24 protein-coding genes are annotated in these 22,555 nt (G+C 62.2%); 10 read left to right on the top strand and 14 right to left on the bottom strand.

Going from position 1 to position 22,555, the window contains the following annotated elements; genetic code table 11:
* Nucleotides 1-233: 233 nt before the first annotated feature.
* The 7 genes from G3N59_RS10790 to G3N59_RS10760 all read left to right on the top strand — a co-directional run bounded on the left by G3N59_RS10790 (nt 234) and on the right by G3N59_RS10760 (nt 8,193).
* Nucleotides 234-2,594 (top strand): bifunctional salicylyl-CoA 5-hydroxylase/oxidoreductase, encoded by a 2,361-nt coding sequence (locus G3N59_RS10790; RefSeq protein ID WP_205982565.1) that lies wholly within the window; start codon nt 234-236, stop codon nt 2,592-2,594.
* A gap of 1 nt (nt 2,595) precedes the next feature.
* Nucleotides 2,596-3,375, top strand: a complete 780-nt coding sequence (locus G3N59_RS10785; RefSeq protein WP_205982564.1) for an SDR family NAD(P)-dependent oxidoreductase — start codon at nt 2,596-2,598, stop codon at nt 3,373-3,375.
* Nucleotides 3,372-3,923, top strand: a complete 552-nt coding sequence (locus G3N59_RS10780; protein ID WP_205982563.1) for a MarR family transcriptional regulator — start codon at nt 3,372-3,374, stop codon at nt 3,921-3,923. The genes G3N59_RS10785 and G3N59_RS10780 overlap by 4 nt, the downstream gene beginning before the upstream one ends.
* Before the next feature lie 53 nt (nt 3,924-3,976).
* Nucleotides 3,977-4,834 (top strand): enoyl-CoA hydratase family protein, encoded by an 858-nt coding sequence (locus G3N59_RS10775; RefSeq protein ID WP_205982562.1) that lies wholly within the window; start codon nt 3,977-3,979, stop codon nt 4,832-4,834.
* Between the two features lie 3 nt (nt 4,835-4,837).
* Nucleotides 4,838-6,052: an acyl-CoA dehydrogenase family protein gene (locus tag G3N59_RS10770; RefSeq protein WP_205982561.1), complete on the top strand. Its 1,215-nt coding sequence runs from the start codon at nt 4,838-4,840 to the stop codon at nt 6,050-6,052.
* Entirely contained in the window at nt 6,049-6,465 is a 417-nt protein-coding gene (locus tag G3N59_RS10765; protein WP_205982560.1) for a RidA family protein, read from the top strand. The genes G3N59_RS10770 and G3N59_RS10765 overlap by 4 nt, the downstream gene beginning before the upstream one ends.
* Nucleotides 6,466-6,555: 90 nt before the next feature.
* Entirely contained in the window at nt 6,556-8,193 is a 1,638-nt protein-coding gene (locus G3N59_RS10760; protein ID WP_205982559.1) for an AMP-binding protein, read from the top strand.
* 252 nt (nt 8,194-8,445) lie between these two features.
* On the opposite strand, the gene G3N59_RS10755 is transcribed toward G3N59_RS10760, so the two are convergent.
* Nucleotides 8,446-11,115 carry an ATP-dependent Clp protease ATP-binding subunit gene (locus G3N59_RS10755; RefSeq protein WP_241023338.1) on the bottom strand — a complete coding sequence of 890 codons (2,670 nt, stop codon included), beginning with the start codon at nt 11,113-11,115 and terminating at the stop codon, nt 8,446-8,448.
* Nucleotides 11,116-11,386: 271 nt separating this feature from the next.
* Entirely contained in the window at nt 11,387-12,460 is a 1,074-nt protein-coding gene (gene ydiK, locus G3N59_RS10750; RefSeq protein WP_321813038.1) for an AI-2E family transporter YdiK, read from the bottom strand.
* Between the two features lie 197 nt (nt 12,461-12,657).
* On the opposite strand from ydiK, the gene surE reads away from it, so the two are divergent.
* Nucleotides 12,658-13,476: a 5'/3'-nucleotidase SurE gene (surE, locus tag G3N59_RS10745; protein ID WP_205982557.1), complete on the top strand. Its 819-nt coding sequence runs from the start codon at nt 12,658-12,660 to the stop codon at nt 13,474-13,476.
* A gap of 27 nt (nt 13,477-13,503) precedes the next feature.
* On the opposite strand, the gene G3N59_RS10740 is transcribed toward surE, so the two are convergent.
* Together G3N59_RS10740 and G3N59_RS10735 are read right to left on the bottom strand one after the other, a co-directional pair.
* Entirely contained in the window at nt 13,504-13,956 is a 453-nt protein-coding gene (locus G3N59_RS10740) for a thioesterase family protein (protein ID WP_205982556.1), read from the bottom strand.
* A 76-nt stretch (nt 13,957-14,032) separates the two neighbouring features.
* Entirely contained in the window at nt 14,033-14,623 is a 591-nt protein-coding gene (locus G3N59_RS10735; RefSeq protein ID WP_205982555.1) for a YSC84-related protein, read from the bottom strand.
* A 403-nt stretch (nt 14,624-15,026) separates the two neighbouring features.
* Between G3N59_RS10735 and G3N59_RS10730 the strand changes: the two genes are divergently transcribed.
* Entirely contained in the window at nt 15,027-15,497 is a 471-nt protein-coding gene (locus G3N59_RS10730) for a hypothetical protein (RefSeq protein WP_205982554.1), read from the top strand.
* 158 nt (nt 15,498-15,655) lie between these two features.
* Nucleotides 15,656-16,324 carry a response regulator transcription factor gene (locus tag G3N59_RS10725; RefSeq protein ID WP_205982553.1) on the top strand — a complete coding sequence of 223 codons (669 nt, stop codon included), beginning with the start codon at nt 15,656-15,658 and terminating at the stop codon, nt 16,322-16,324.
* A 100-nt stretch (nt 16,325-16,424) separates the two neighbouring features.
* Here G3N59_RS10725 and G3N59_RS10720 read toward each other — a convergent pair whose 3' ends face one another.
* From G3N59_RS10720 to G3N59_RS10675, 10 genes are all read right to left on the bottom strand, one after another.
* Nucleotides 16,425-17,408 (bottom strand): methyltransferase domain-containing protein, encoded by a 984-nt coding sequence (locus G3N59_RS10720; RefSeq protein ID WP_205982552.1) that lies wholly within the window; start codon nt 17,406-17,408, stop codon nt 16,425-16,427.
* Nucleotides 17,409-17,503: 95 nt separating this feature from the next.
* A complete protein-coding gene (locus G3N59_RS10715; protein WP_205982551.1) occupies nt 17,504-17,863 on the bottom strand; it encodes a hypothetical protein in 360 nt (119 codons plus the stop codon).
* Between the two features lie 42 nt (nt 17,864-17,905).
* The gene (locus G3N59_RS10710; protein ID WP_205982550.1) at nt 17,906-19,321 is read right to left on the bottom strand and encodes a hypothetical protein; all 1,416 of its coding nucleotides are present in this window, start codon (nt 19,319-19,321) and stop codon (nt 17,906-17,908) included.
* Between the two features lie 3 nt (nt 19,322-19,324).
* Nucleotides 19,325-19,636 carry a hypothetical protein gene (locus G3N59_RS10705; protein ID WP_241023337.1) on the bottom strand — a complete coding sequence of 104 codons (312 nt, stop codon included), beginning with the start codon at nt 19,634-19,636 and terminating at the stop codon, nt 19,325-19,327.
* Nucleotide 19,637: 1 nt separating this feature from the next.
* Nucleotides 19,638-19,979, bottom strand: a complete 342-nt coding sequence (locus G3N59_RS10700; protein WP_205982549.1) for a hypothetical protein — start codon at nt 19,977-19,979, stop codon at nt 19,638-19,640.
* Complete coding sequence (locus tag G3N59_RS10695) at nt 19,979-20,722, bottom strand: hypothetical protein (RefSeq protein WP_205982548.1); 744 nt, start codon at nt 20,720-20,722, stop codon at nt 19,979-19,981. The genes G3N59_RS10700 and G3N59_RS10695 overlap by 1 nt, the downstream gene beginning before the upstream one ends.
* Nucleotides 20,723-20,725: 3 nt before the next feature.
* Nucleotides 20,726-21,298: a lysis system i-spanin subunit Rz gene (locus tag G3N59_RS10690; protein WP_205982547.1), complete on the bottom strand. Its 573-nt coding sequence runs from the start codon at nt 21,296-21,298 to the stop codon at nt 20,726-20,728.
* The gene (locus G3N59_RS10685) at nt 21,298-21,819 is read right to left on the bottom strand and encodes a glycoside hydrolase family protein (RefSeq protein WP_205982546.1); all 522 of its coding nucleotides are present in this window, start codon (nt 21,817-21,819) and stop codon (nt 21,298-21,300) included. The genes G3N59_RS10690 and G3N59_RS10685 overlap by 1 nt, the downstream gene beginning before the upstream one ends.
* The gene (locus G3N59_RS10680) at nt 21,794-22,060 is read right to left on the bottom strand and encodes a hypothetical protein (RefSeq protein WP_205982545.1); all 267 of its coding nucleotides are present in this window, start codon (nt 22,058-22,060) and stop codon (nt 21,794-21,796) included. The genes G3N59_RS10685 and G3N59_RS10680 overlap by 26 nt, the downstream gene beginning before the upstream one ends.
* Nucleotides 22,060-22,548 (bottom strand): hypothetical protein, encoded by a 489-nt coding sequence (locus tag G3N59_RS10675; protein ID WP_205982544.1) that lies wholly within the window; start codon nt 22,546-22,548, stop codon nt 22,060-22,062. Before G3N59_RS10675 ends, G3N59_RS10680 begins: the two co-directional genes overlap by 1 nt.
* Nucleotides 22,549-22,555: the final 7 nt, after the last annotated feature.

Raw genomic sequence — 22,555 nt, 5'->3', positions numbered from 1 at the left:
CGCGATTTCGTATGCGAATTCAATGCCAGCTTTGATTCACGGCTTACGCCTGCCGATTGGCAGGATCGCATAGTCGGCGGATCGACTGCAGTTTCGACAACGTTGAGCCTCAATCCGAAAGATGGCCGTAAGTTTCGGCGTGCGCCAGGACTTACCCGCGCTCCCGGCTAATTACTTGACACCTAAAGTATCGACGCCTACTCTGCCCTTACGGATCGAGCGAGGTAACGAGCATGCGCATTGTTTGCATCGGTGGCGGCCCGGCCGGCCTGTACTTCGGCCTGTTGATGAAGCGGCGTCATCCGCATTACGACATCAGCGTGATCGAGCGGAACCGCCCCTACGATACGTTCGGCTGGGGCGTGGTGTTTTCGGATCAGACGCTGGGCAATCTGCGCGCCGCCGACCCTGAAAGCGCCGCTGAAATCCTCGACGCGTTCAATCATTGGGACGACATCGAGATCCATTTTCGTGGCCGCGCGGTGCGATCGTCGGGCCACGGCTTTTGCGGCATCGGGCGTAAGCGCCTGCTGAATATCCTGCAGGCGCGTTGCGAACAGCTTGGTGTGAAGCTCGTGTTCGAATCGCAGATCAGCGACGACGATATCCAGAACGCCGATCTCATCATCGCCAGCGACGGCCTGAATAGCGCCACGCGCCAGAAATACGCGGCGACCTATCAACCCGATATCGATCTGCGCGATTGCCGCTTTGTCTGGCTCGGGACCTCGAAGCTATTCGACGCCTTTACGTTTGCATTCGAAGAAACCGAATTCGGCTGGTTTCAGGCGCATGCCTATCGTTTCGACGACAACACGTCAACGTTTATCGTCGAAGCGCCGGAGCCTGTCTGGCGCGCGGCGGGCCTTGAATCGATGAGCAAGGAAGACAGCATCGCGTTTTGCGAAAAGCTATTCGCGCGTTATCTGGACGGTCATGCACTGCGCTCGAATGCCGGGCATCTGCGCGGATCGTCGCAATGGATTCGCTTTCCGCGCGTGGTCAATCGCGAATGGGTGCACTGGAAAACCCGTGCGGATGGCGAGCAGATTCCCATCGTATTGATGGGCGATGCAGCGCATACCGCGCATTTTTCGATTGGCTCGGGCACCAAGCTCGCGCTCGAAGATGCAATCGAACTGGCCAATAGCATGGACACGCATCCGCAAGATTTGCGCGCTGCGCTCCAGCATTACACGAACGTGCGTAGCGTCGATGTGCTGCGTATTCAGAACGCCGCGCGCAATTCCACCGAATGGTTCGAGCACGTCGATCGATATGCGAAGTTCGAGCCCGAGCAGTTTGCGTATTCGCTGCTCACGCGCTCGCAACGCATTTCGCACGAGAATCTGCGTGCACGCGACGCGCAGTATCTGGGCGGTTTCGAATCGTGGCTCGCGCAACGCGCCGGTGCCGGCGCGCGCGCCGTGCCGCCGATGTTCACGCCGTTTACGCTGCGTGGCGTCACGCTCAAGAACCGCGTCGTGGTTTCGCCGATGGCGCAATATTCCGCGCGCGACGGCGTGGCGGGCGATTATCACCTGATGCATCTGGGCGCGCGAGCGATGGGCGGCGCGGGTCTCGTCATGACGGAAATGACCTGCGTGTCGCCTGAAGCGCGCATTACGCCCGCTTGCCCCGGCATGTACACACCCGCGCATTTGAGCGCGTGGAAGCGCATTGTCGATTTCGTGCATGCGCAGTCGGATGCGAAGATCGGCATGCAGTTGGGGCATTCGGGCGCGAAGGGCTCGACGCGCGTGGCGTGGGAAGGCATCGACCAGCCGCTCGACGATGGCAACTGGCCACTTGTGTCCGCATCGCCGCAACAGTATCTGCGTGGTGTGAGCCAGTGGTCGCACGCAGCGAGTGTGGAAGAGCTGCGCGAAATCGAAGCGCAATTCGTGCGCTCGACGGAAATGGCGGCCGTTGCCGGTTTTGATTGGCTCGAATTGCACTGCGCGCACGGTTATTTGCTATCGAGTTTTCTTTCGCCGCTCACGAATCAACGTGGCGACGAATATGGCGGCTCGCTGGAAAATCGGCTGCGCTATCCGCTGCAGGTTTTCAAGGCGGTTCGTCAAGCATGGCCGCAGGACAAGCCGATTTCCGTGCGTATTTCCGCGCACGATTGGGTGGAAGGCGGGATCACGCCCGACGATGCCGTCGAAATCGCGCGCGCCTTCAAGGCTGCGGGCGCGGACATGATCGACGTATCGTCCGGTCAGGTCAGCAAGGAAGAAAAGCCTGTATTTGGCCGGATGTTTCAGACGCCGTTTGCGGACCGCATTCGCAATGAAGCCGGTATCGCCACGATTGCCGTGGGCGCGATTTCCGAGGCCGATCACGTCAACGGCATCATCGCCGCAGGTCGTGCCGACCTTTGCGCGGTGGCGCGTCCGCATCTGGCCAATCCGGCGTGGACACTCAACGAGGCCGCAAAAATAGGCTATTTCGACGTGATGTGGCCGCCTCAGTATAGGGCGGCGAAAACGCAACTCGAACGCAATATCGAGCGCGAGCGCGCCGCCGCAGCGGCGGCCGCGGGTCTCTCGCCGCTCGAACGCGCGCAACGCGCCGAAGGGACGGTCTGAGATGAACGAGTCGATCCTGAGCGGACGCCATGCTGTCGTGACGGGAGGCGGCAGCGGTATCGGCGCGGCGACGGCGGCCATGCTGTTGCGCGCGGGCGCACGCGTCACGCTGATGGGACGCGATGCCGCCCGACTGGACGCGCAGCGTAGCGCGTTGGGCGGTGGTGAAGGCATTGCCTGCGTGAGCGTCGATGTCGCCGATGAAGCTGCGGTCAACGCCGCTTTCATGCATGCAACCGAAGGTCTCGGCGAAGTCGATATCCTCGTCAATAACGCGGGCCAGGCGAGCGCCGCGCCATTCATGCAAACCGATCTCGCGCTCTGGAAACGCATGCTCGACGTCAATCTCACAGGTGCGTTTCTCTGCACGCGCGCGGCGCTGCCCGCGATGCTTGCAAAAAAGAGCGGCCGGATTGTGAACGTGGCGAGCACGGCGGGCCAGGTCGGTTATCCCTATGTGGCCGCATATTGCGCCTCGAAACATGGGGTAATCGGCATGACGCGCGCACTTGCGCTGGAAGTGGCGACGCAAGGCGTGACCGTCAATGCCGTTTGCCCGGGCTACACGGAAACGGAGCTTTTGCAGGCTTCGCTCGATCAGATCACGCGCAAGACCTCGCGCAGCGAAGCCGAGGCGCGTAGCATCCTGGTGCGCCACAACCCGCAGCAGCGCTTCGTCCAGCCCGACGAAGTCGCCCATGCCGTGTTGTGGCTGTGTGCGCCCGGATCGTCTGCGATTACCGGGCAATCGATATCTGTTTCCGGTGGAGAAATCACATGACCTCGCCCCTGCCCGCCCGCAAAAACGCTGCCGCCAGATCCACGCGCAAGGGTGTCGAAAAGCCGGCGGACAATGTCGTCGATATGGAAATGAGTACGGGCGCCGATAGCCATATGGGATTGCGGCTTTGGCTACGACTGCTGACCACGACGAATCTGGTGCAAGCCGAATTGCGGCGCCGTTTGCGCGCGGAATTCGACACCACGTTGCCGCGTTTCGATCTGATGGCGCAACTGGAGCGGCATCCTGAAGGACTCCGTATGACTGAACTTTCTCGCCGCCTGATGGTGACGGGCGGCAACGTCACCGGCATTACCGATCAGCTTGAAAAAGAAGGCCTCGTGACGCGCGATGCGGATCCCGAAGACCGCCGCTCGATTGCCGTGCGGCTGACGTCCGAGGGTCGTGCTGCATTTGATCGCATGGCGGCGGCGCACGAGCAATGGGTCGTGGAGATGTTCGGCGGTTTGTCGCTCGATGAAAAATCGAAAATGCACGACCGGCTCGGCAAGCTCAAACAGCATTTGCGCAAAGGTATCGAAGGCTAAGCCCGTAGCCTGCAAACCCCGAGCCATTACAGAGATCAGGAAGGAGACACATCTTGACGACAGAACGCTCCGCTGCCCAGGCGCTTTTTGCAGGCAACCGCACGACGCTTGCGGGCTATGAAGCGACGCACTTCGGCTGGTCGGTGGACGCGAACGTGGCAACGATCACGCTCAACCGTCCCGAGCGCAAGAATCCGCTGACGTTCGAATCCTATGCGGCGTTGCGCGACCTGTTTCGCCAGCTTGCTTACGCAACCGATGTGAAAGCGGTCGTGCTGCATGGTGCGGGCGAAAACTTCTGCTCGGGCGGCGACGTGCACGACATCATCGGCCCGCTTGTCGATCTGCCGATGCCGGAATTGCTGATGTTTACGCGCATGACCGGCGACCTTGTGAAAGCGATGCGCCATTGCCCGCAGCCGATTATTGCGGCGGTAGACGGCGTTTGCGCCGGTGCAGGTGCGATTCTCGCCATGGCCTCCGATATGCGCTACGCGACGGCGCGCAGCAAACTCGCGTTCCTTTTTACGCGCGTGGGGCTGGCCGGTTGCGATATGGGTGCGTGCGCAATCTTGCCGCGCATTATCGGCCAGGGACGTGCTGCCGAATTGCTCTACACCGGCCGTTCCGCGAGCGGCGAGGAAGGCCACGCATGGGGTTTCTACAACCGGCTGTGCGAACCCGATGCCTTGCTGGCCGAAGCCCAAAAACTCGCCGCCGATCTGGCCAGCGGGCCAACGTTCGCGCATGGCATCACCAAGAAGATGCTGCATCAGGAATGGACCATGAGCATCGACGAAGCGATCGAATCCGAGGCGCAAGCGCAAGCCATCTGCATGGCGACGCGTGATTTTGGCCGCGCGTATGACGCTTTCGCAGCGAAATCGCGGCCGGTTTTCAAGGGAGACTGATCGGTGAGCGCATCGGCTGAACAGCAACTGCACGGCGCGCTGGCGTGGCCGTTTTTCGAAGACCGCCACCGCACGCTTGCCATCGAAGTGGAAGCGTGGGCGCGCGACCATCTCGCCCATGTGCCGCACGACGATGTCGATAACACCTGTCGCGCGCTGGTGCGCAAGCTGGGCGCGGCGGGATGGCTGCGCTACGGCGTGGGCGGCACGGCTTACGGCGGGCATGGCGACACCATCGATACGCGTGCCGTTTGTCTGCTGCGTGAAACGCTGGCGAAACATTCGGGTCTCGCCGATTTCGCACTGGCGATGCAAGGCCTGGGTTCGGGTGCGATCTCGCTCGCGGGCACCGAAGCGCAGAAAGCGCGCTATTTGCCGCGCGTTGCACAGGGCGAAGCGATTGCCGCCTTCGCGCTGTCCGAGCCGGATGCCGGTTCGGACGTGGCCGCCATGGCGCTGGCCGCGCGCGACGAAGGCGATCATTACGTGCTCGACGGCGAAAAGACGTGGATCTCGAACGGCGGCATTGCGGATTTTTATGTGGTGTTCGCACGTACGGGCGAGGCCCCTGGCGCGCGCGGCATCAGCGCAATCATTGTGGATGCGGATACATCAGGCCTCGAAATTGCCGAGCGAATCGACGTGATTGCGCCGCATCCGCTCGCGCGTCTGCGCTTCACAAATGCGCGCGTGAGCAAGCAGCAATTGCTGGGCACGCCGGGCGAAGGCTTCAAGATCGCCATGCGTACGCTCGATATTTTCCGCACGTCGGTGGCGGCGGCATCGTTGGGATTTGCGCGCCGGGCAATGGCCGAAGGTCTCGCCCGCGCTGCCTCGCGCAAGATGTTCAACCAGACGCTAGGCGACTTCCAGTTGACGCAGGCAAAGCTCGCGCAGATGGCGCTCACCATCGACAGCAGCGCCCTGCTCGTCTATCGCGCCGCGTGGCTGCGCGACCAGGGCGAAAGCGTGACGCGCGAAGCGGCGATGGCGAAATGGCACGCCAGCGAAGGCGCGCAACAGGTGATCGACGCGGCCGTGCAGCTTTGGGGCGGCATGGGCGTGCAGAGCGGCACGATGGTCGAATCGCTTTATCGCGAGATTCGCGCGCTGCGCATTTACGAAGGCGCGACCGAAGTGCAGCAATTGATTGTCGGCCGGGATCTGTTGAAGGAATATCACGCGGCGCAGTCATCGAACAAGGCGAAAACCTCATGAAACAAGCCCTACTTCCCGCTGGCTGGGTCAAGCCGCGCGGTTATGCCAACGGCGTGGCCGCGCGCGGCACCCAGGTTTTTATCGCTGGCCAGATTGGCTGGGACGAGAGTGCGCGTTTTACGAGCCGTGAATTCGGCGCCCAGGCGGTGCAGGCGCTGCGCAATATCGTCGCCGTGCTCGAAGCAGCAGGCGGCAAGCCCGAGCATCTCGTGCGCCTGACCTGGTATGTCATCGACAAAAAAGAATACCTGGCATCACTAAAGGAAATTGGCTCGGCGTTTCGCGAGTTGATTGGTGACTATGATATTGCCATGAGTGCGGTTCAGGTGGTCGCGCTGGTGGAGGACGAAGCGAAGGTGGAAATTGAAGCCACCGCTGTGATTCCCGACGATGCGCGTCGCTCTGATTCATAGGGCTGAATGCGCGTCAGGGCGCGTGTCATCGTGAAAAACGCGCAGCAGTACTACACAAAAGAACTGTTCGACCAGCCAGCCGGAGATACCATGCAACCGACCGCTCATGGGGATACATTCGCACGAGATCATCTGCCGCCCGAATCGCAATGGCCCGTGCTGCTGCTGGACAATCCCGATGTTGACTACCCAGAACGGCTGAATTGCGCGGCCGAATTGCTGGACGGCGCCATCGCCGCCGGATATGGCGATCGCCCCGCCATCTGGTCCGAAGTCGATGACCGGCCTGAAGCGACAACCTATGCGCAATTGCGCGAGATGGTCGATCGTAGCGCGCATGTGTTGATCGACAACATGGGCCTGGAGCCCGGCAATCGCGTGCTGTTGCGTGGCCCGAATACGCTGCAGATGGCGGTGGCGCTGCTGGCCGCGTTGAAGGCCGGCCTCGTAGCCGTGCCCACCATGCCGCTGCTGCGTGCAAAGGAACTCAAGCAGATCATCGATAAGGCGCAGGTTAGCGCGGCGCTTTGCGATGTGCGTCTCGCCGACGAACTCGCGCGCTGTACAAACCCTCAGGATGAGTTCTTCTGCGCAGACCTGAAGCAGGTCCTTTATTTCCACGACGATGCGCCGGAGAGTCTGGAAAGCCTCGCAACGGCGAAACCCGCCACCTTCACCGCCTGCGATACGGCCAGCGACGACGTCTGCCTGATCGCCTTCACGAGCGGCACGACGGGCATGCCCAAGGGCTGTATGCATTTCCATCGCGACGTGCTCGCGATGTGCGATCTGTTCCCACGCCACGTGCTCAAACCCTCCGCCGACGATGTGTTCTGCGGTACGCCGCCGCTCGCGTTTACGTTCGGGTTGGGCGGCCTGCTCTGCTTTCCGCTACGCGTGGGCGCTTCGACCGTGCTGATCGAGAAGCTCACGCCTGCGCTGCTGTTGCAAACCATCGAGCGATTTCGGGCGAGCGTCGTGTTCACGGCGCCCACGTTCTACCGGCAAATGGCGCCGCTCGTAAAGGATTCGGATATCGGCAGTCTGCGCAAGACGGTGTCGGCCGGCGAGGCGCTGCCGCAAGGCACGCGCGATCTGTGGCGCGCGGCGACCGGCATCGAGATGATCGACGGTATCGGCGGCACGGAGATGATCCATATTTTCGTGTCGTCCGCGGGCGACGATGTGCGGCCCGGTTCGATTGGCCGCGCGGTGCCGGGCTACATCGTTCAGGCGCTCGACGACGCGATGCAGCCCGTGCCGCCTGGCGTAACCGGCAACCTGGCGGTGCGCGGCCCGACCGGCTGCCGCTACCTGGCCGACGATCGTCAGAAGAAGTTCGTGCGCGATGGCTGGAATCTGCCCGGCGACGCGGTTTCGATCGACGCGGACGGCTACGTGTTCTACCAGGCACGCGCGGACGACATGATCGTTTCGTCCGGCTACAACATCGCCGGGCCGGAGGTCGAGACAGTGCTGATGCAGCACCCCGCTGTCGCCGAGTGTGGCGTGATCGGTGCGCCCGACGATGTGCGCGGTCAGGTGGTGAAAGCGTTTGTGGTGCTGCGCCCCGGATTCAAAGGCAACGCGGCGATGGTGGCGCAATTGCAGGCGTTCGTGAAAAGCGCCGTGGCGGCGTACAAGTATCCGCGGCTGGTGACGTTTATCGACGCCCTGCCTCGCACGGAGACAGGCAAGCTCAAGCGTTCGGTTTTGAGAGCCATGTGAGTTGTGGGGAAGTTTTCTTGAAATCCGATACGAAACTACGGAAAATCGTAGGTAATACAACGTAAACCGTTCTATATCTAACCATCTAGGATGTATATTTAGACATTATTCATATAATGTTTTTTATTCCAGGAAAGCGAGCACAAAAAAGAACGCGGCGGCCAGCTTCTACGCTTGCCGCCGCGTTCCCAGTTTCCAATCCGATAAAAAGAAAACTTTCGTCGCGCAAACGAAACGAACCGCCGCAGCGCTTCAGCCTCCACCCTGCGTCACGAACGCCATCTGCTTCTGCGCGGCGTCGTATCGGCACACGACCTTAGCGCCCTCCTTCACCGCGCCCTTGAGCATCTCCTTCGCCAGTTCGTTCTCCACACTCTGCTGGATCTGCCGCTTCAACTCGCGCGCACCGTATTCCGGCCGATAACCATCGGCAGCGAGGAAATTCACCACGCTGTCGTCGAAGCTGAGATCGATATCCTGGCTGCGCGCCATGCGCTGCACCTGCTCTAGCTGGAGACGCACGATCGCCCGCAATTCGTCGTCGGTGAGCGGCTTGAAGACGATGATGTCGTCGATACGGTTGAGAAATTCCGGTCGGAAATGCTGGCGCAATTCGCCGAGCACGGCGCTTTGCATCGACGCATCGGCGCTCGCCAGAAAGCCCGGCCCCGAACGCTTTTGCCCCGAAATCGACTCCGAGCCCAGATTGCTCGTGGCGATCACCACCGTGTTGCTGAAATCGACCACGCGGCCTTTGCCGTCGGTGAGGCGGCCATCGTCGAAGACCTGCAGCAGCACGTTATAGACATCGGAATGGGCCTTTTCGATCTCGTCGAGCAGGATCACGCAGTACGGCCGGCGGCGCACGCGCTCGGTCAACTGCCCGCCTTCGTCATGACCGACATAGCCCGGCGGCGAGCCGATCAGGCGCGACACCGCATGGCGCTCCATGTACTCGCTCATGTCGATGCGCACGATGGCGTCCTCGTCGCCGAACACGACTTCGGCCAGCGCCTTCGCCAGTTCGGTCTTACCCACGCCCGTCGGCCCGAGGAACAGGAACACCGCCGTGGGCCGCCTGCCGCGCCGCAGGCCCGCGCGCGAACGGCGCACCGCATCGCTGACCGCGACGATCGCCTGCTCCTGGCCAATCACGCGCTCGTGCAGGCGCTTTTCCATTTCGAGCAGACGGGTGCGTTCTTCGGCGGTCAGCTGCGTGACGGGCACGCCGGTGAGCTTCGAAACGATCTCCGCGACCTGCTCCGTCGTCACGTCGGACGTGACCGAGCCCAGACGGCTGCGCCATTCGCCGGTGGCATCGACGAGCGATTTTTCCTTATCGGCGATCGGTTCATCGAGCGCATGTGCGCGTTCGAAGTTTTTGCGTGTGGCCGCGTAGTCCTGCTCGCGCTTGAGCTGCGCGAGTTCGGCTTCGAGTTCGAGAATGGCGGCGGGCCGCGAGGTGGCGGAGAGATGCACGCGTGCGGCGGCCTGATCGATCAGGTCGATGGCCTTGTCCGGCAGGAAGCGGCCGGTGATGTAGCGATCGGACAATTCGGCCGCGGACACCAGCGCATCGTCGCGTATCGTTACGTGGTGGTGCACTTCGAGCTTGTCGCGCAGACCGCGCAGAATGTTGATGGTCTGATCGACGCTTGGCTCGGCTACGAACACGGGCTGAAAACGGCGTTCGAGCGCCGCGTCCTTTTCGATGTACTTCTGGTATTCGGAAAGCGTGGTTGCGCCGATCAGGTTCAGTTCGCCACGCGCCATCGCCGGTTTGAAGACGTTGGCGATATCGAGGCCGCCTTCGTTGCCGCCCTGACCCGCGCCCACGATCATGTGCACTTCGTCGATAAAGAGCACGAGGTTATCGCGCTGCTGCGAGATTTCCTCCATCACGCCCTTCACGCGCTCCTCGAATTCGCCGCGATACTTCGCGCCAGCAATCAGGCCGTTGACGTTGAGTTCGACCAGCCGGCGCCCGCGCAGCGATTCGGGCACATCGCCGTTGAGCATGCGCTGCGCGAGGCCTTCGGCGATCGCGGTTTTGCCCACGCCAGGCTCGCCGATCAGCACCGGATTATTCTTGCGGCGGCGCGCGAGCACTTCCACGACGGTTTCGATTTCGCTCGAACGCCCGATCACGGGATCGAGTTTGCCTTCGCTCGCCAGAGCGGTCAGATCGCGGCTGTATTGATCGAGTTGCGGCGTGGGGCTGGGCGCTTTGGCGGCGGGCAATTCGCGCGAATCGCCTTGCGCTTCCACGAGTCGCTGCAGCACTTTTTGCGGCGTGACGCCGTAGCGCGCCAGCAGATGTCCCGCGAAACTGTCCGGCACCTGCGCGAGGCCCAGCAGCAGATGTTCGGGCGCGACGTAGCTATGGCCGAGTTCGCGCGAGATCAGATAGGCGCGGTCGAGCGCGCCTTTGAGCCGCGGCGAAACGGCCACGCGGCCTTCGTCGCCGGCGGCGATGGGTTCGCGCTTTTGCGCATTGGCGTCGATAAACGCGCGCACGTCGGCGGGCTCGATGCCCAGGCGCGCGAGGATCGCCGCGCCCGCTTCGTTGCCGGCGAGTTCGTAGAGCAGATGTTCGGTGTCCACTTCGCGGCGGCCGAACTGCAAGGCGCGCTCGGCGGCGCGCTGGAGCAATTCGCGCGCGACATCGCTGAAATGACGCTCGACGATCGCGCCGTCGCCGGCTTCCATCGTGTGGGTGGGATGCTGCCCGGGCGCGGCCGCCGCCTCCTGCTGCGCGGCGCGAAACAGCGATTCGAGCGGGCTGAGTGTGCGCTGATGGCGCGTGAGCTGGGCGTAGTGATAGTCGCAGACGTCGAGAAAGCGCCGCCTGCCGTCCTGCAACACGGCTACCCGCACGGTCGCGGGACGCACGCCGCAAATGTCGCAGTTGAACTGAGCCATTTCCCCTCCTGGTAGCGCGGCGCCGCGCATGCCCACGCAAGCGCTCCGAGGAAGCGGGACGACGTGTGCAGCGAGTCAGGCGCGAAGGCGCGCAAGTGAACGCGAAGACGCGAAGAACGCAAAGGCCAAGCGAAGTCCAGCCGTCATCGTAACGTCGATCCGGCGGGCGCGTCGGCAAGCTGTCTTGCGGTTTGGGGGGCGGGGAAAGGAACGGTCTGACGAATCGGCCCATCGAGACGTTTTTCGTCTGGATGGGCCGATGAACGAGACGTCAGGCGTTTTCTGCGGTGGTGGACGGCGCCGTCTTGATCCACGCCGTCAGCAGCGTGGACGATACCGCGAGAATCACCGGGCCGATAAACAACCCGACGATGCCGAACGCGAACATGCCGCCCAGCACGCCCGAGAGAATCAGCAGCATCGACAGATTGACGCCGCGCCGGATCAGCACCGGCCGCACAAAATTGTCGAGCATGACGACCATCACGGACCACACGGCAAGCAGGATCGCCGCCACGTGCGAGTCGTGCATGAACAGCCAGATCGCGCCGCCGAACAGCGGCAGGCCAGGGCCGATCTGTGCGAGACACAGCATCAGCATCAACGCCGTGAGCACGCCCGCGCCCGGCACGCCCGCTACCGCGAGGCCGATACCGCCCAGCGCCGATTGCAGCACCGCCGTCACGACGATGCCCAGCGCCACCGCGCGAATGGCGGCACCCGCGAGACGCACGGCTTCCGCGCCGTAACGCGGACCGACGCGTTCCGCGAAGCGCAGCACGAAGGCGGCGGCGCTCTCGCCCTGCATATAGAGAATGCCCGTGATGATCACGGTAATGACCATGTGGATCACGAACACGCCCACCGAAGCCGCATGGCCGATCAACCAGTGCGCCGCGATCGACACATAAGGTTCGAGACGCGCGAGCAGGCCGCCGGGACCGGCATCGGAAAGCGATTGCCATTCGTTGGCGATACGCGCGCCGATCATCGGAATATCGTGAATCCACTGCGGTGGCGGCGGCAATTCGTAACTGGGCAGGCTGCGGATCAGGCCCATGATTTCGCTGCCGTGCTCGGCGAGCGTGGAGATCGCCGAATAGAGCGGCAGGACGATCACGACCAGCAGGATCAGCAGCATGATCAGCGTGGCGATGCCGCGCCGCTTGCCGCAGCGCCGCTCGATGGCGAGCATGGCGGGCCAGGTCGCGACGACGATCATGGTCGCCCAGATCAGCCCCGGAATGAACGGACGCATGACGTAGAGGGAACCGACCGTCAGTGCGCAGAGGATCGCGATGACGAACAGCGCGCGAGCGATATCTGGCAGTTCTTGCGGCTTCACGGAGTCTCCTCGCGGCAGGCGCCGCATCGACGTATGGATACGTGTAACAGGCTGCGGCGCCGCCTTCATCCGGCGGCAACCGCTGCGCGCTAGTCTATCTCCAATAGGTGCTGATCCGTCGCGAAATAGCGCGGCCTCTCTCATAATGGCCGCTGCTGTCGCATCCGTCTGCCTTCAACCCCTGAAAGAGACTTGCCATGTCCGCATCTGCATCCGCTTCTGTTTCAGCTTCAGTTTCTGCCAGCAAACTCCCCTGCGTGCTCCTCACCAACGACGACGGCATCGACGCGCCCGGCCTCGCCGTGCTCGAAGCCGTCGCCGCCGAACTCGCGCATGAAGTGTGGGTCGTCGCGCCGGAACACGATCAAAGCGGCACCTCGCATTCGATCAGCCTGCATTCGCCGCTGCGCGTGAGCCGGCGCGGCGAACGCCGCTTCGGCGTGCTGGGGACGCCCGGCGACTGCGTGGTGATGGCCGTGCGCCACCTGATGGGCGATGTCACGCCGTCGCTGGTGCTCTCCGGCATCAATCGCGGCGCCAATCTGGGCGTGGAAACCATGTTCTCGGGCACGGTGGGCGCGGCCATGACGGGCTTGCTGCTCGGCCTGCCGTCGATTGCGCTGAGCCAGGCCTTTCGCGATCGCGACCACGTGCGCTGGGACACGGCGCGCGCGCTCGCGCCCGACGTGATCCGCCGTCTCGCGGCGATTTCGCACGAGGCGCCGGTCTGTCTGAACGTGAATTTTCCCGATGTCGACGCCAGCGCCGCCGGGCCGCTCACCGTCACGCGTCAGGGCGTGGGGCTCGTGCAAGGTATCGATGTCGTGCCGCAGATCGATCCGCGCGGCATCGACTATCACTGGCTGCGCTTTCATCGCGGCCCGCGCGACAACGGGCCGGACACGGAAACGGCCGTGGTCCATGCGGGCGGCATTGCGGTAACGCCGCTGCAATTCGACCGTACCGACGAACGCACTTTCGCCACGCTGGAACAGGCGCTGGGTGTGCACGGCTAAGACGCCAGGACGCTGTGCGGCGCGGATTCAGCCCCGCGCCGACGCCGCCACGATCGCATCGCGCAGATCGTCGGGAATGGCGATGGCCTTGTGCGTGTCGAGCGACGTGGTGACGATGGTCTGCGTCGCCCGCATGCGCAGCACGCCATCGGCGCCCGTACAGGCCCACGCGAGCGTGAGCGACGCCTGCCCGACGCGTCGCACGTCGAGCGACAGCGTGACTTCGTCGCCCATCTTGCTCACTGCGGTGAAATCCACGTCGAGATGAACCGTGGGCATGCCTACGCGCCGCCCGCCGAGAATCCCGTGGTAGCCCTCGGGCATCAGTTCGTCGATCCATGCTTCGATCAGATCGTTGAACAGCACGAAATACTGCGGATAGAACACGATCCCGGCCGGGTCGCATTCCGAAAAATGAATCTTGTGCCGGCGGCTGAATGTGGGTGCGCCGGTCTCGCCCGATCCGCCCGATTTCTGCATCTTGCTGACTCCTCCGTCCTTCGTGGTACGCGCGGCGATTATGCCAGCGCGCACCTTGCCAGGCGGATGCGCCCGCTCAGATCACCAGACGCGAGACCTTGACGCCTTCGAGCGAGACGCCCGCCATCAGGCCGGCATTGGTCAGCACGAAAGCCTCGACCGGGCTGGTTGCCGTAGCGGTATCGACGTTGCCGTTCGCGCCCACCGTCACGACCGCGACGGTGGCATCGGCGCCCGCCGCCCAGCCCTGGCTCTTCAGGAAGTCTTCCAGCGCGCCCTGGTTCATGAACGCGAAGATGATCGCCTTGGACTGCGCGCCGATCTGCAGGCCGAACGAGCCCGCGACCGTGCTGTAGTAACCATCGGTGCGGCCGCCCACGCGCAGCGCGCCGGTGCCGTACTGGCCGCCGATCCAGAAGCCCGCCGAGATCACGTTCGGGAACACCAGCACGCCGCTGGCCTTGGAGATCAGCTCCTGCGAGCCGGTCACGGTGTTGAAGAGGCGCGTGAGCGTGGCGTCCACGCTGGCGTCGATCGAATTGCGTTTGGCCGCGTTCTGCGCGGCGCTGTTGCCCGAGCCCAGCGGGGTCGTCGTGCAGCCGGCGAGAGCAAGACCGCTCGCGGCCACGGCGGCGCTGGAGCTAAGAAGAAATTGACGTCGGCGCATGAAAAGTTTCCTGTAAAAGCGAGGCTTCGATGATCCCCGCGCAGTTCGGGCCGCACAGCGCAATACCGCTGCGGACCACGGGCGCGGGGCGCAACAGGGTAGCGCGTGTGGTCGCCGGCCGCACCGGCGGAACATGGCGGCTCATAGCGATGGCGGCTGGGCGGCAACGGCGGCCACGCTCGCTTCCCTGGCCGGTTAGGACCGCGCGCAACGCAGGGAGTTCGCGCCCTTTAGGGGAAACCCGCTCTGTTGGCGTCGTTTTGTCTTCGCTAATCCCTACATTGCTTCTCTGCAATTTCTCAGAATCATCCGATTTTCCCTGACAGCGCTCATCGCTAAAGTCGATCTGTGGCTTGCAAGACCCTGCGTGCCACGCCTCTTTTCAACCGATCGAGCTTCCGCCATGACCGCCGCCGCGTCTTTCCGTCCCACTCCCGCCATCCTGATGTCGTGGCTGCAGCGCGCCTGCGCGTGGGCGAGCCGCATCGGCGTCTATCTGCTGCCGGTTTATTACGTGGCCTTTTTCGCCACGCTGTTCCTGTTGTGGCGCGAACCGCAGGCCACCTTCTGGCTGATCGCGGCAGGCAGCGCGCTCGGTTGGGCGATGGCGGCCTGGGCGCTGGTTTTCTGTCTGGCCAGCGTGCGGCGCGCGGCGACGCCAGCCGTCGCGCCTGCAGCGCCTGCGGCACACCCTGTTTCGCCGCGCTTCGTTCAAGTGTCCGCCCATGCCTGCAGCCACGCCTGCCCGCAGTCCGGCGGCGAAACCGGCCGTTTTTCGGCGGCGTGCTTTCACGCGCGCTGCACGGATGTGCCCAGCGTCGCCCGCCACGGCGCCGATGCTGCGCGACAGTCCCGGACCGACACCGTCCACTAAGGCGCCGCCCTTGCTCATCCGGCCTGCCCGTCTGACGGACAAGTCTCACATACCCACGTCATATAATGAGATAACCTTCAGAGGATGCCGAACGAAATATGGCACGGCGCCCCGCGCCGCCCCTCAGACTGCGATAGCCAGGCGACACGCTCACGCCCATGACCCATGCCACGCAAGACCTGCGGATCGTAGTGGCCGACGACCACCCGGTTGTCCTCACGGCCATCATCGACTATCTCGACAAACTGCCGGGCCACCGCGTCGTCGGCACGGCTAACTCGGGTGCCGATCTCGTCGATATATTGCGCAAGACGCCCTGCGACCTGCTGGTGACGGATTTTTCGATGCAGGGCGAGCTTGAAGACGAAGACGGCCTGCGCCTGATCGGCCGCGTGCGCCGGCTGTATCCCGATCTGCCCATCGTGGTTTTCACGATGCTCACCAACGGCGGCATCCTGCATGAACTCGCGGCGCTGGGCGTGGCGGGCCTGGTCGGCAAGGACGAGCCGATTCCGACGCTCGCCCAGGTTTGCCAGCGCGCGCTGGTCGAGCCGGGCACGACGCTGTCGGCGCGCATTGCCGAACGGCTGGCGAAGGAAGGCTCGACCACCGACGAATTTCGCCGCAGCAACCCGCTCTCGCCGCGCGAACTCGAAGTCGTGCGCCTGTTCGCGATGGGCCTGAGCGTCACGGATATTTCGAAGCGGCTGAATCGTTCGATCACGACGGTCGCCACGCAAAAACGCGCCGCCATGCGCAAGCTGCATCTCGACTCCAATGCCGATCTGATATTCACAAGAATCTCCGAGAATTGCGCAACGTATTGATTTTTAACGCTTAATCTCGCGCCGGTCAGTGTTGAGATTATCGAGTTTTACGCGGCTTTTTCGCCAGTAGTCATGGATTGTGGGCACAGTTTGGTCACAGTTAAGATTCGACTCCATTCCTAACGATCAGACCGATCGACGTCGCCACATAGCCTTCGAGTTCAATTTTCAGATGCGGCGTTGCCGAATATGGCGGCGCATCGATATGGTGGTCCACAGGCACTCGGCCTGCATTGAAGTTCAGAGGTGCCATGCTGTGGCCATCAGCGGCGAGCTCGTCGCGCAACCGCTCGATGTCCTGTCGCCGAAAAATCACGCAACCAGGATCTTCAAGCGTCTGCTCGTTCGACGAGAGATTGAATTCAGTCGTATGCACTGCAACGCCGCCGGGCTTGAGGCATCGCATCGCGTTCTTGACGAAGTCGAGTCCGTGGCGAATCGATCCAAGATGCTCAAACGCGCAGCATGACCATACGAAATCGAACTGCCCAGAGAATCGCTCAGGAATAGCATTCATGTTCGCGAATTCAAACGCGACACGCTGGCCAAACTCGATCGGCGGGCAAATGCCGTAACTGTTCAAAGCGTCAAGATTTGCCGCATGCTCGTTACTTTGCACCCAGCCTTTTTCTGCCGCTTCGACAGTCGGGAGGTCCGTTGCCAGAACCTCGGCGCCGCGGCGCGCCATTACCGCTGAGAGCGGTTCGCCGCCACAACCGAACCCGAGTCCACGCATGCCAGGTCGAAGCATGCCCGCCTGCTCCAACGCCTCCAGTGTGAAAACGAATTCCCACTGCTTCCGTGCAAGGCGCGCCGGCGAGCGCATCTGTTGGCACCAATCCGTGTAGATGTCATCCCGGCATTGTGAGGCCGTGCACAATTGCGAAGTGAGCGCTGCCAATGTCGGTTCAGGATGGTCCGAGCCGGTCGATACCAGAGGCGATGCAGCATATCGAGCGCGCCACTCACGTTCTGTGCGCACCTTCCAATATTGCTCATACAGTGCAAACTGGACCGATCCAAGGATCGGCGCCTTCTTAGTGGCATTCGCGAATCCGCTGAGCAAACCTTTGATATTGCGCATCCCCATCCAACCCGAAAGATTTGGAAAGGTCTGATGTTAGCTCAGTGCGCGTTCGTCGGGACGTGAATCGGGAAAATATGCCGAATGGGTACGCCTCAGTCCGCAAACCCCGACTGGCTGAAAATCGATGTGCAAACGACCGTTTTGCCGTCGGTGCTCGCGATACTGAATTTTCGAAGCGTGCGCGCGGCGATCGTCGGCGAGCCCACAATCGTCATGTCGCTGTCAGACGCTGCAAGCGTGAGCGGATAGTCCGTATTGTTGATGTAGTTGAAAACCGTGCTGAACGTCGTGCCAGGGTAACCAATCATGGCCGCACAGCAGTCCGTGCTGGCCGGCATCAAATCCGTAACGGGGCCGGTGAGGCCTGTACGCAGCAGATCGCCGGCATTGAGAAAGTTCGGATCGAGCGTCACTGCCCCGGGCCCGTCGATTTTCTGTGGAAACGTCGCCATCTCAGCTCCGAAATTGATCACGTGGTTTGGCGATACGCTGCTTCAGCCCTTCAGCAGGCCATAGACGCGCACTTCACCGGTGAAGCCGGTCGTATTCGTGAGCGGGTTCATAAACAAGCGAATGCCAGTTTTCACATTGCCGTCGGCGAGGTTGCCGCTGTTTTTCGCATACTGCGTCGCGAGCGTCTGTGACGTGCACATAACATCTGCCTCGAAATGCTGGAGCGGAGTCGCGACGTTGATCTGATAGAACTTGAAGCGACCGCAAAGCTGATAGTTGGTGTTGCTTCGCCCCATCGCAGAACAACGGACGTTGGCTTCGGAGGCTCCCGTGGAGACCGTCACACCTGATGCGCCAACCGTGGTGTAGACCTGGATGTTGTTGACCGTCGCGGTCGAGTCCCATGTTGTACCTCCATCGCGCGACGTCTGCAGATAGAAGTTCGCCGTCGCGTTGGTCCCTGCGGTCGTCTGGTTGATCTGGACTCCGACAAGCTCAACCTCGAAGACATTGCACTCGGTATCGTTAAAGCATGTGCCCGAGCCAAGCGAAGTCACGGCCGTAGCGGCGTTGTAGGTGCCGATGAGCTTCCGCGCCATGCCCATGTTTTTGCGAGCCGTCACGGTGCTGGCGAGATCGCTGAGATTGTTCGCCTTCGTCGGAAACGTCGTCGGATCGAGGTTGCCGCTGTCCCAAGGGGTATAGCCAGCGAACGTCGGCCGCACGGTGAACGCTTGTCCAAGCGTCCATGTATTCGCCGCGCTCAGTAGCGGAACCGTCGCGCCGCTCGTACCGGTGTTTTGCGTCGCCGCAGACCCCAGCCCCAAATTGACGCGTGCTCCAACGGCAGTTGCCGCCCCGGTTCCTCCGTTAGCCACGGGTATTGAGGATGTGCCAAGAATCGCGCTAAGTGCAGCAGCTTGAGTGGCCGCTCCAGTCCCCCCATTCGCAATTGGGATGGTCGATGCGCCGAGCAAATTGGTGAGAGCGGTGCTTTGGCTTGCCACATCGGACAGATTATTTGCTTTGAGCAAAGAACTCGCCAGCGTGGCCGCAGCGTTGGAAGCGCTCGTTGCGGCTGCCGTTGCACTGCCAGATGCCGCCGTTGCGCTACCGGCCGCTGCGGTTGCGCTGTTTGCAGAGGCGGTCGCAGAATTCGCGGCGTTCGTCGCTTGCGTCGTCGCAGTAGTCGCAGAACCAGATGCACTGCCCGCACTCGCCGACGCTGCGCTCGCGCTGCCTGCTGCCGCCGTCGCGGACCCTGCCGCGCCGTCCGCAAAATTAGCGGCAGCCATAGCTGCGCCTGCAGCCGCCGTTTGGCTTGCGGCAGCATCGCTGGCTGACGCTGCTGCCGCAGCGGCATCCGCAGCAACTTGAAGCGCCGATGTCTCGATAAACTGCCCGAGGAGCGCCTGGAAAGAGCCGCTATCGTTCGAAAGGACGAGTGAGATTTCCATGTGTTAGCTCAGCGGAGACTGTTCAAGGCGCACATAGACCGGCGGCCCGAGAATGATTTCGCCAGCGGGCGCGATAAGCTTGCAGTCGATTCGCGCTTTGCACGCCGGCCATTGCGACGTATCGCTTGGGCTCGTCAGCGTGAGCAGCCCCTTTGTGACGTCGAGCCAGTTCACAACGAGAGCCGAAATTAGATTCGTGCCCGTGCCGTCATAGAGATTCGCGGTGAGCGCATAGCCTGTGAAATCACCCTCCGCGCCGTCCTTCTGCAGGCCGCCAATGAGCTGGAACGTAGCGCCGATGTACGAGGTCAGCATGTCAATCATCCGGGTTCGCGCTGATCCGCTGAAAGTCTGCGCTCCGACCGCCAGCCAGCCGCGTGGCGCTCGCCGCTTGTGCGGCAAGCTGGAAAACACTGTTGAGAGATTCCTGACGCTGCACGACGTCGTTGCGCATGGTCTCCACGGAGGCCTGCACGTTGCGCACGTTTTTGGACGCGTCGAGCATCATCACCGGCGTCCATTTCACGGCGCAGTCCCATAGATCCATCGCCGCGCCGCTCTGTGGATGCTGCCCGGTGATGTGCACATAGAACGCGCACTCTTGCTCGATGCACGCCTTTTTCAGGAGCGGGCACAGCGGCCCCTTGCTCTTACCCATCACGATTTCACCGCCACAATGCAGTCCGCGTACTTCATGTTGAGGTTGGGCGCGAATGCGTGGGTGTGCGCCTGGCCGCTGCCGTTGTTCTGCGTCGAAATTCCGGTCGCATTGCTAAGAATGTTCATGGAGATGTTCGTAACAGCACCTTGAATACCGATACCAGTTCCGCTGCTGCCTGTGCCGCCTGCCTGATACATAGTGGTCGAGCCGCTACTGAATGTCAGCGATGAGCCGCCAGGAGCAGTTGACCAAAAATTTCCGCCAGGCGGCCCAGAATGGGCATGGCCGGGGTCAGAAATCCCGTGAGCGTGCCCCGGATCGCTGATCTGGTTCGCGTGAGCGTGCCCCGGGTCAGTTACGCCGTGGTTGTGGGCCGGCATTTGCGCGGTCGTGAGCGCGGTGCCTCCGGTCGTGAACGACACCGTGCCGCTGTTAATCGCTGAAAACGCATTCGTGCCGCCGCTTGTAACAGACTGATTGAAGCGCATCGCTGCGTCGGTAAATGCAGATGTCGCATCTACCGTCCAACCTGCGGGAGCAGCGGGCTGCTGCAACACGAGCCGTGTGCCGGTGGGCGCCGTGAGCGTGCCGAGCGGTGTAAACCCGTCGTGCAACTGCTTGATGAACGCGAACGCCGCCTGAATGTACTCATTGGCCTGCGTGCCAACGGGTTCGCTTCCCTGCGGCGAATTCGAGCTCGCCGTCGCGGAAAGATCGTCGAATGAAGTCGGTACTGGCATTCGTTACTCCGGTGCGTTGCAAGTGCCCTGGATCAGTCCTTGGCGCTGGAGGACGCAGACGTATCCTTGGAGATAGTCGGCTTTTGCGCGGGCGTCGTTGTCGGCGTCGTCGGCGATGGCGAAAAGAGCGAGTCCAAACGGGCGTGGTAGCTCGGCTGTGCCACCGGCACCATCGCCCACGCTGCCGGTGCCGGCGCCGCGATCGGCTTCGTTGCTACCGGCTGCACGGAAGTTTGAGACTGTGATGCGCAGGCGGCGAGTACCGTCAGCAATAGCGGCGCGATTGCGCGCGTTGTCGGCTTCATGTGCTTCCTTCTCTTGCGTGAGTTGCTGGTCCAGCGTCGTGATCTTTCCTTCCGCAACTGTGTGCGTGTCGATCGCACGCTGCTCTGCGTCGAGTGCTGCCTTCGAGATCAAAGACAGGTCATTCGCGTGCCGCTCGCTATCGCTCGCGCGCGCCGCGCGTTCGTTTGCCAGTTCAGTTCCGAGATACAGATGCTCGACGCCATAGCCTATCGCTCCACCAATCACAGCAGCGAGAATGTACGGCCACGCCAGTTTCAAAAATGCGAGCATCAGTGTTCTCCAAGGCACGCGGCGCGCTCGAGCTGCCGCCGTTTGTAAATGCCGCCGCAGCCGTTGGCAGCGACAGCGCAATCCCGGTCGCCCACGAAGCGCCAGCGCAGAAACTGATCGCACGCCGCGGGGAATTGCTTCGTTGAATACATGCGCCGCAACGTCGATCCGCGATAGTTCGGCAGTCCCGTGTTGTATGCGAGGTCGACGACGGCCACTTTCTGGCCATCAGTGAGCGCGTCGAACCCAGGCGTCACCGACTTCACTTCGCTCGCATAGCCCGCAAGGCTGCCGCCCAGAATGTCCTGGCACTCAGGCATGGTGTAACGGCGCATTTCGATGTTCGTCTCGCCGAAGCAGACCGTCTGGATATTCCCCGCCAAATGGTCGTCATACGGCGTGAGTCGAACGCCTTCCATGCTCGAGGTCAATGCGATGAGCGACGCTGCCGCCGTCGCGCCGACGCTGGCGATTAACGCGGCCTTTCCGCGCGGCTTACTGGTCTTTGCTGGCGTCGACACTCTTCGCCTCCGTGGCAGAGTCGGTCGTGACGTGCCGCACAGCGAAAATCGCACCGAATATGATGATGAGCGGCATCGCGGCAGAAATCGACGCGGGAAGCGCTTTTTTCACCACGTCAGGCACGACATTCCAGGCATCGAGCGCAGGGCTTGCCGCTGCAATACCGGCGCCCAGCAGCGCGAGTTGCGCAGACCCATAGGTCCACACTTTTTTCCAGTCATCGACAAGTCGAATCGACATCACTTCGCCCCTTTCTGATCGAGGTTGTTTGCCCGAAACTCAAGCACGGTAAGTCGGCGATCGTTCGACTGGAGCTCCTTTCCGACGTCCTGCGAATACTTCGCCAGTTGGTCGTCGCGCGCCTGCTTTGCTGCCTGCAAATCAGTCTGCCAGGGGCGCCATTGCGAATAGAGCGTCCCGGATGCAGCGAAGATCAAAGAGCCGACGATCCCGAGCACACGGATCGCGCGCCGGTTGCCGATCATGTCGTCGCGCAACGGCGTAATGTCCTCCTCGCGCAACTTGTCGAAACGATCGTCAGCGTCGTCAGACTTCTCAAAAAGACGCTGTTGCCCTACCTGGAGCGATTTGATCTGCTCTTGTTGAGATGCCAGCGTGAGCTGCATCTGCATCATCAATTCGAGCTTGCCCTCGATCTTCTGCTGTCCATCGAGCGAGTTATTCACGCGCTCAAGTAGCATCGCCAACGTCGAGTCGGTGACTACCATCTGTTCA

This window comes from Paraburkholderia sp. Ac-20340, from assembly GCF_017104965.1.
In the GTDB taxonomy this organism is placed as follows: Bacteria; Pseudomonadota; Gammaproteobacteria; order Burkholderiales; family Burkholderiaceae; genus Paraburkholderia.
Note: the sequence above shows the minus strand (reverse complement) of the source record. Positions and strands in the feature narration are given on the sequence as shown.

Coding starts and splice junctions, on each gene's coding strand:
- G3N59_RS10790 (WP_205982565.1), top strand. CDS start 234: ATGCGCATTGTTTGCATCGGTGGCGGCCCGGCCGGCCTGTACTTCGGC.
- G3N59_RS10785 (WP_205982564.1), top strand. CDS start 2,596: ATGAACGAGTCGATCCTGAGCGGACGCCATGCTGTCGTGACGGGAGGC.
- G3N59_RS10780 (WP_205982563.1), top strand. CDS start 3,372: ATGACCTCGCCCCTGCCCGCCCGCAAAAACGCTGCCGCCAGATCCACG.
- G3N59_RS10765 (WP_205982560.1), top strand. CDS start 6,049: ATGAAACAAGCCCTACTTCCCGCTGGCTGGGTCAAGCCGCGCGGTTAT.
- G3N59_RS10760 (WP_205982559.1), top strand. CDS start 6,556: ATGCAACCGACCGCTCATGGGGATACATTCGCACGAGATCATCTGCCG.
- G3N59_RS10755 (WP_241023338.1), bottom strand. CDS start 11,115: ATGGCTCAGTTCAACTGCGACATTTGCGGCGTGCGTCCCGCGACCGTG.
- surE (WP_205982557.1), top strand. CDS start 12,658: ATGTCCGCATCTGCATCCGCTTCTGTTTCAGCTTCAGTTTCTGCCAGC.
- G3N59_RS10740 (WP_205982556.1), bottom strand. CDS start 13,956: ATGCAGAAATCGGGCGGATCGGGCGAGACCGGCGCACCCACATTCAGC.
- G3N59_RS10735 (WP_205982555.1), bottom strand. CDS start 14,623: ATGCGCCGACGTCAATTTCTTCTTAGCTCCAGCGCCGCCGTGGCCGCG.
- G3N59_RS10730 (WP_205982554.1), top strand. CDS start 15,027: ATGACCGCCGCCGCGTCTTTCCGTCCCACTCCCGCCATCCTGATGTCG.
- G3N59_RS10725 (WP_205982553.1), top strand. CDS start 15,656: ATGACCCATGCCACGCAAGACCTGCGGATCGTAGTGGCCGACGACCAC.
- G3N59_RS10720 (WP_205982552.1), bottom strand. CDS start 17,408: ATGCGCAATATCAAAGGTTTGCTCAGCGGATTCGCGAATGCCACTAAG.
- G3N59_RS10715 (WP_205982551.1), bottom strand. CDS start 17,863: ATGGCGACGTTTCCACAGAAAATCGACGGGCCCGGGGCAGTGACGCTC.
- G3N59_RS10710 (WP_205982550.1), bottom strand. CDS start 19,321: ATGGAAATCTCACTCGTCCTTTCGAACGATAGCGGCTCTTTCCAGGCG.
- G3N59_RS10705 (WP_241023337.1), bottom strand. CDS start 19,636: ATGCTGACCTCGTACATCGGCGCTACGTTCCAGCTCATTGGCGGCCTG.
- G3N59_RS10700 (WP_205982549.1), bottom strand. CDS start 19,979: ATGGGTAAGAGCAAGGGGCCGCTGTGCCCGCTCCTGAAAAAGGCGTGC.
- G3N59_RS10695 (WP_205982548.1), bottom strand. CDS start 20,722: ATGCCAGTACCGACTTCATTCGACGATCTTTCCGCGACGGCGAGCTCG.
- G3N59_RS10690 (WP_205982547.1), bottom strand. CDS start 21,298: ATGCTCGCATTTTTGAAACTGGCGTGGCCGTACATTCTCGCTGCTGTG.
- G3N59_RS10680 (WP_205982545.1), bottom strand. CDS start 22,060: ATGTCGATTCGACTTGTCGATGACTGGAAAAAAGTGTGGACCTATGGG.
- G3N59_RS10675 (WP_205982544.1), bottom strand. CDS start 22,548: ATGGTAGTCACCGACTCGACGTTGGCGATGCTACTTGAGCGCGTGAAT.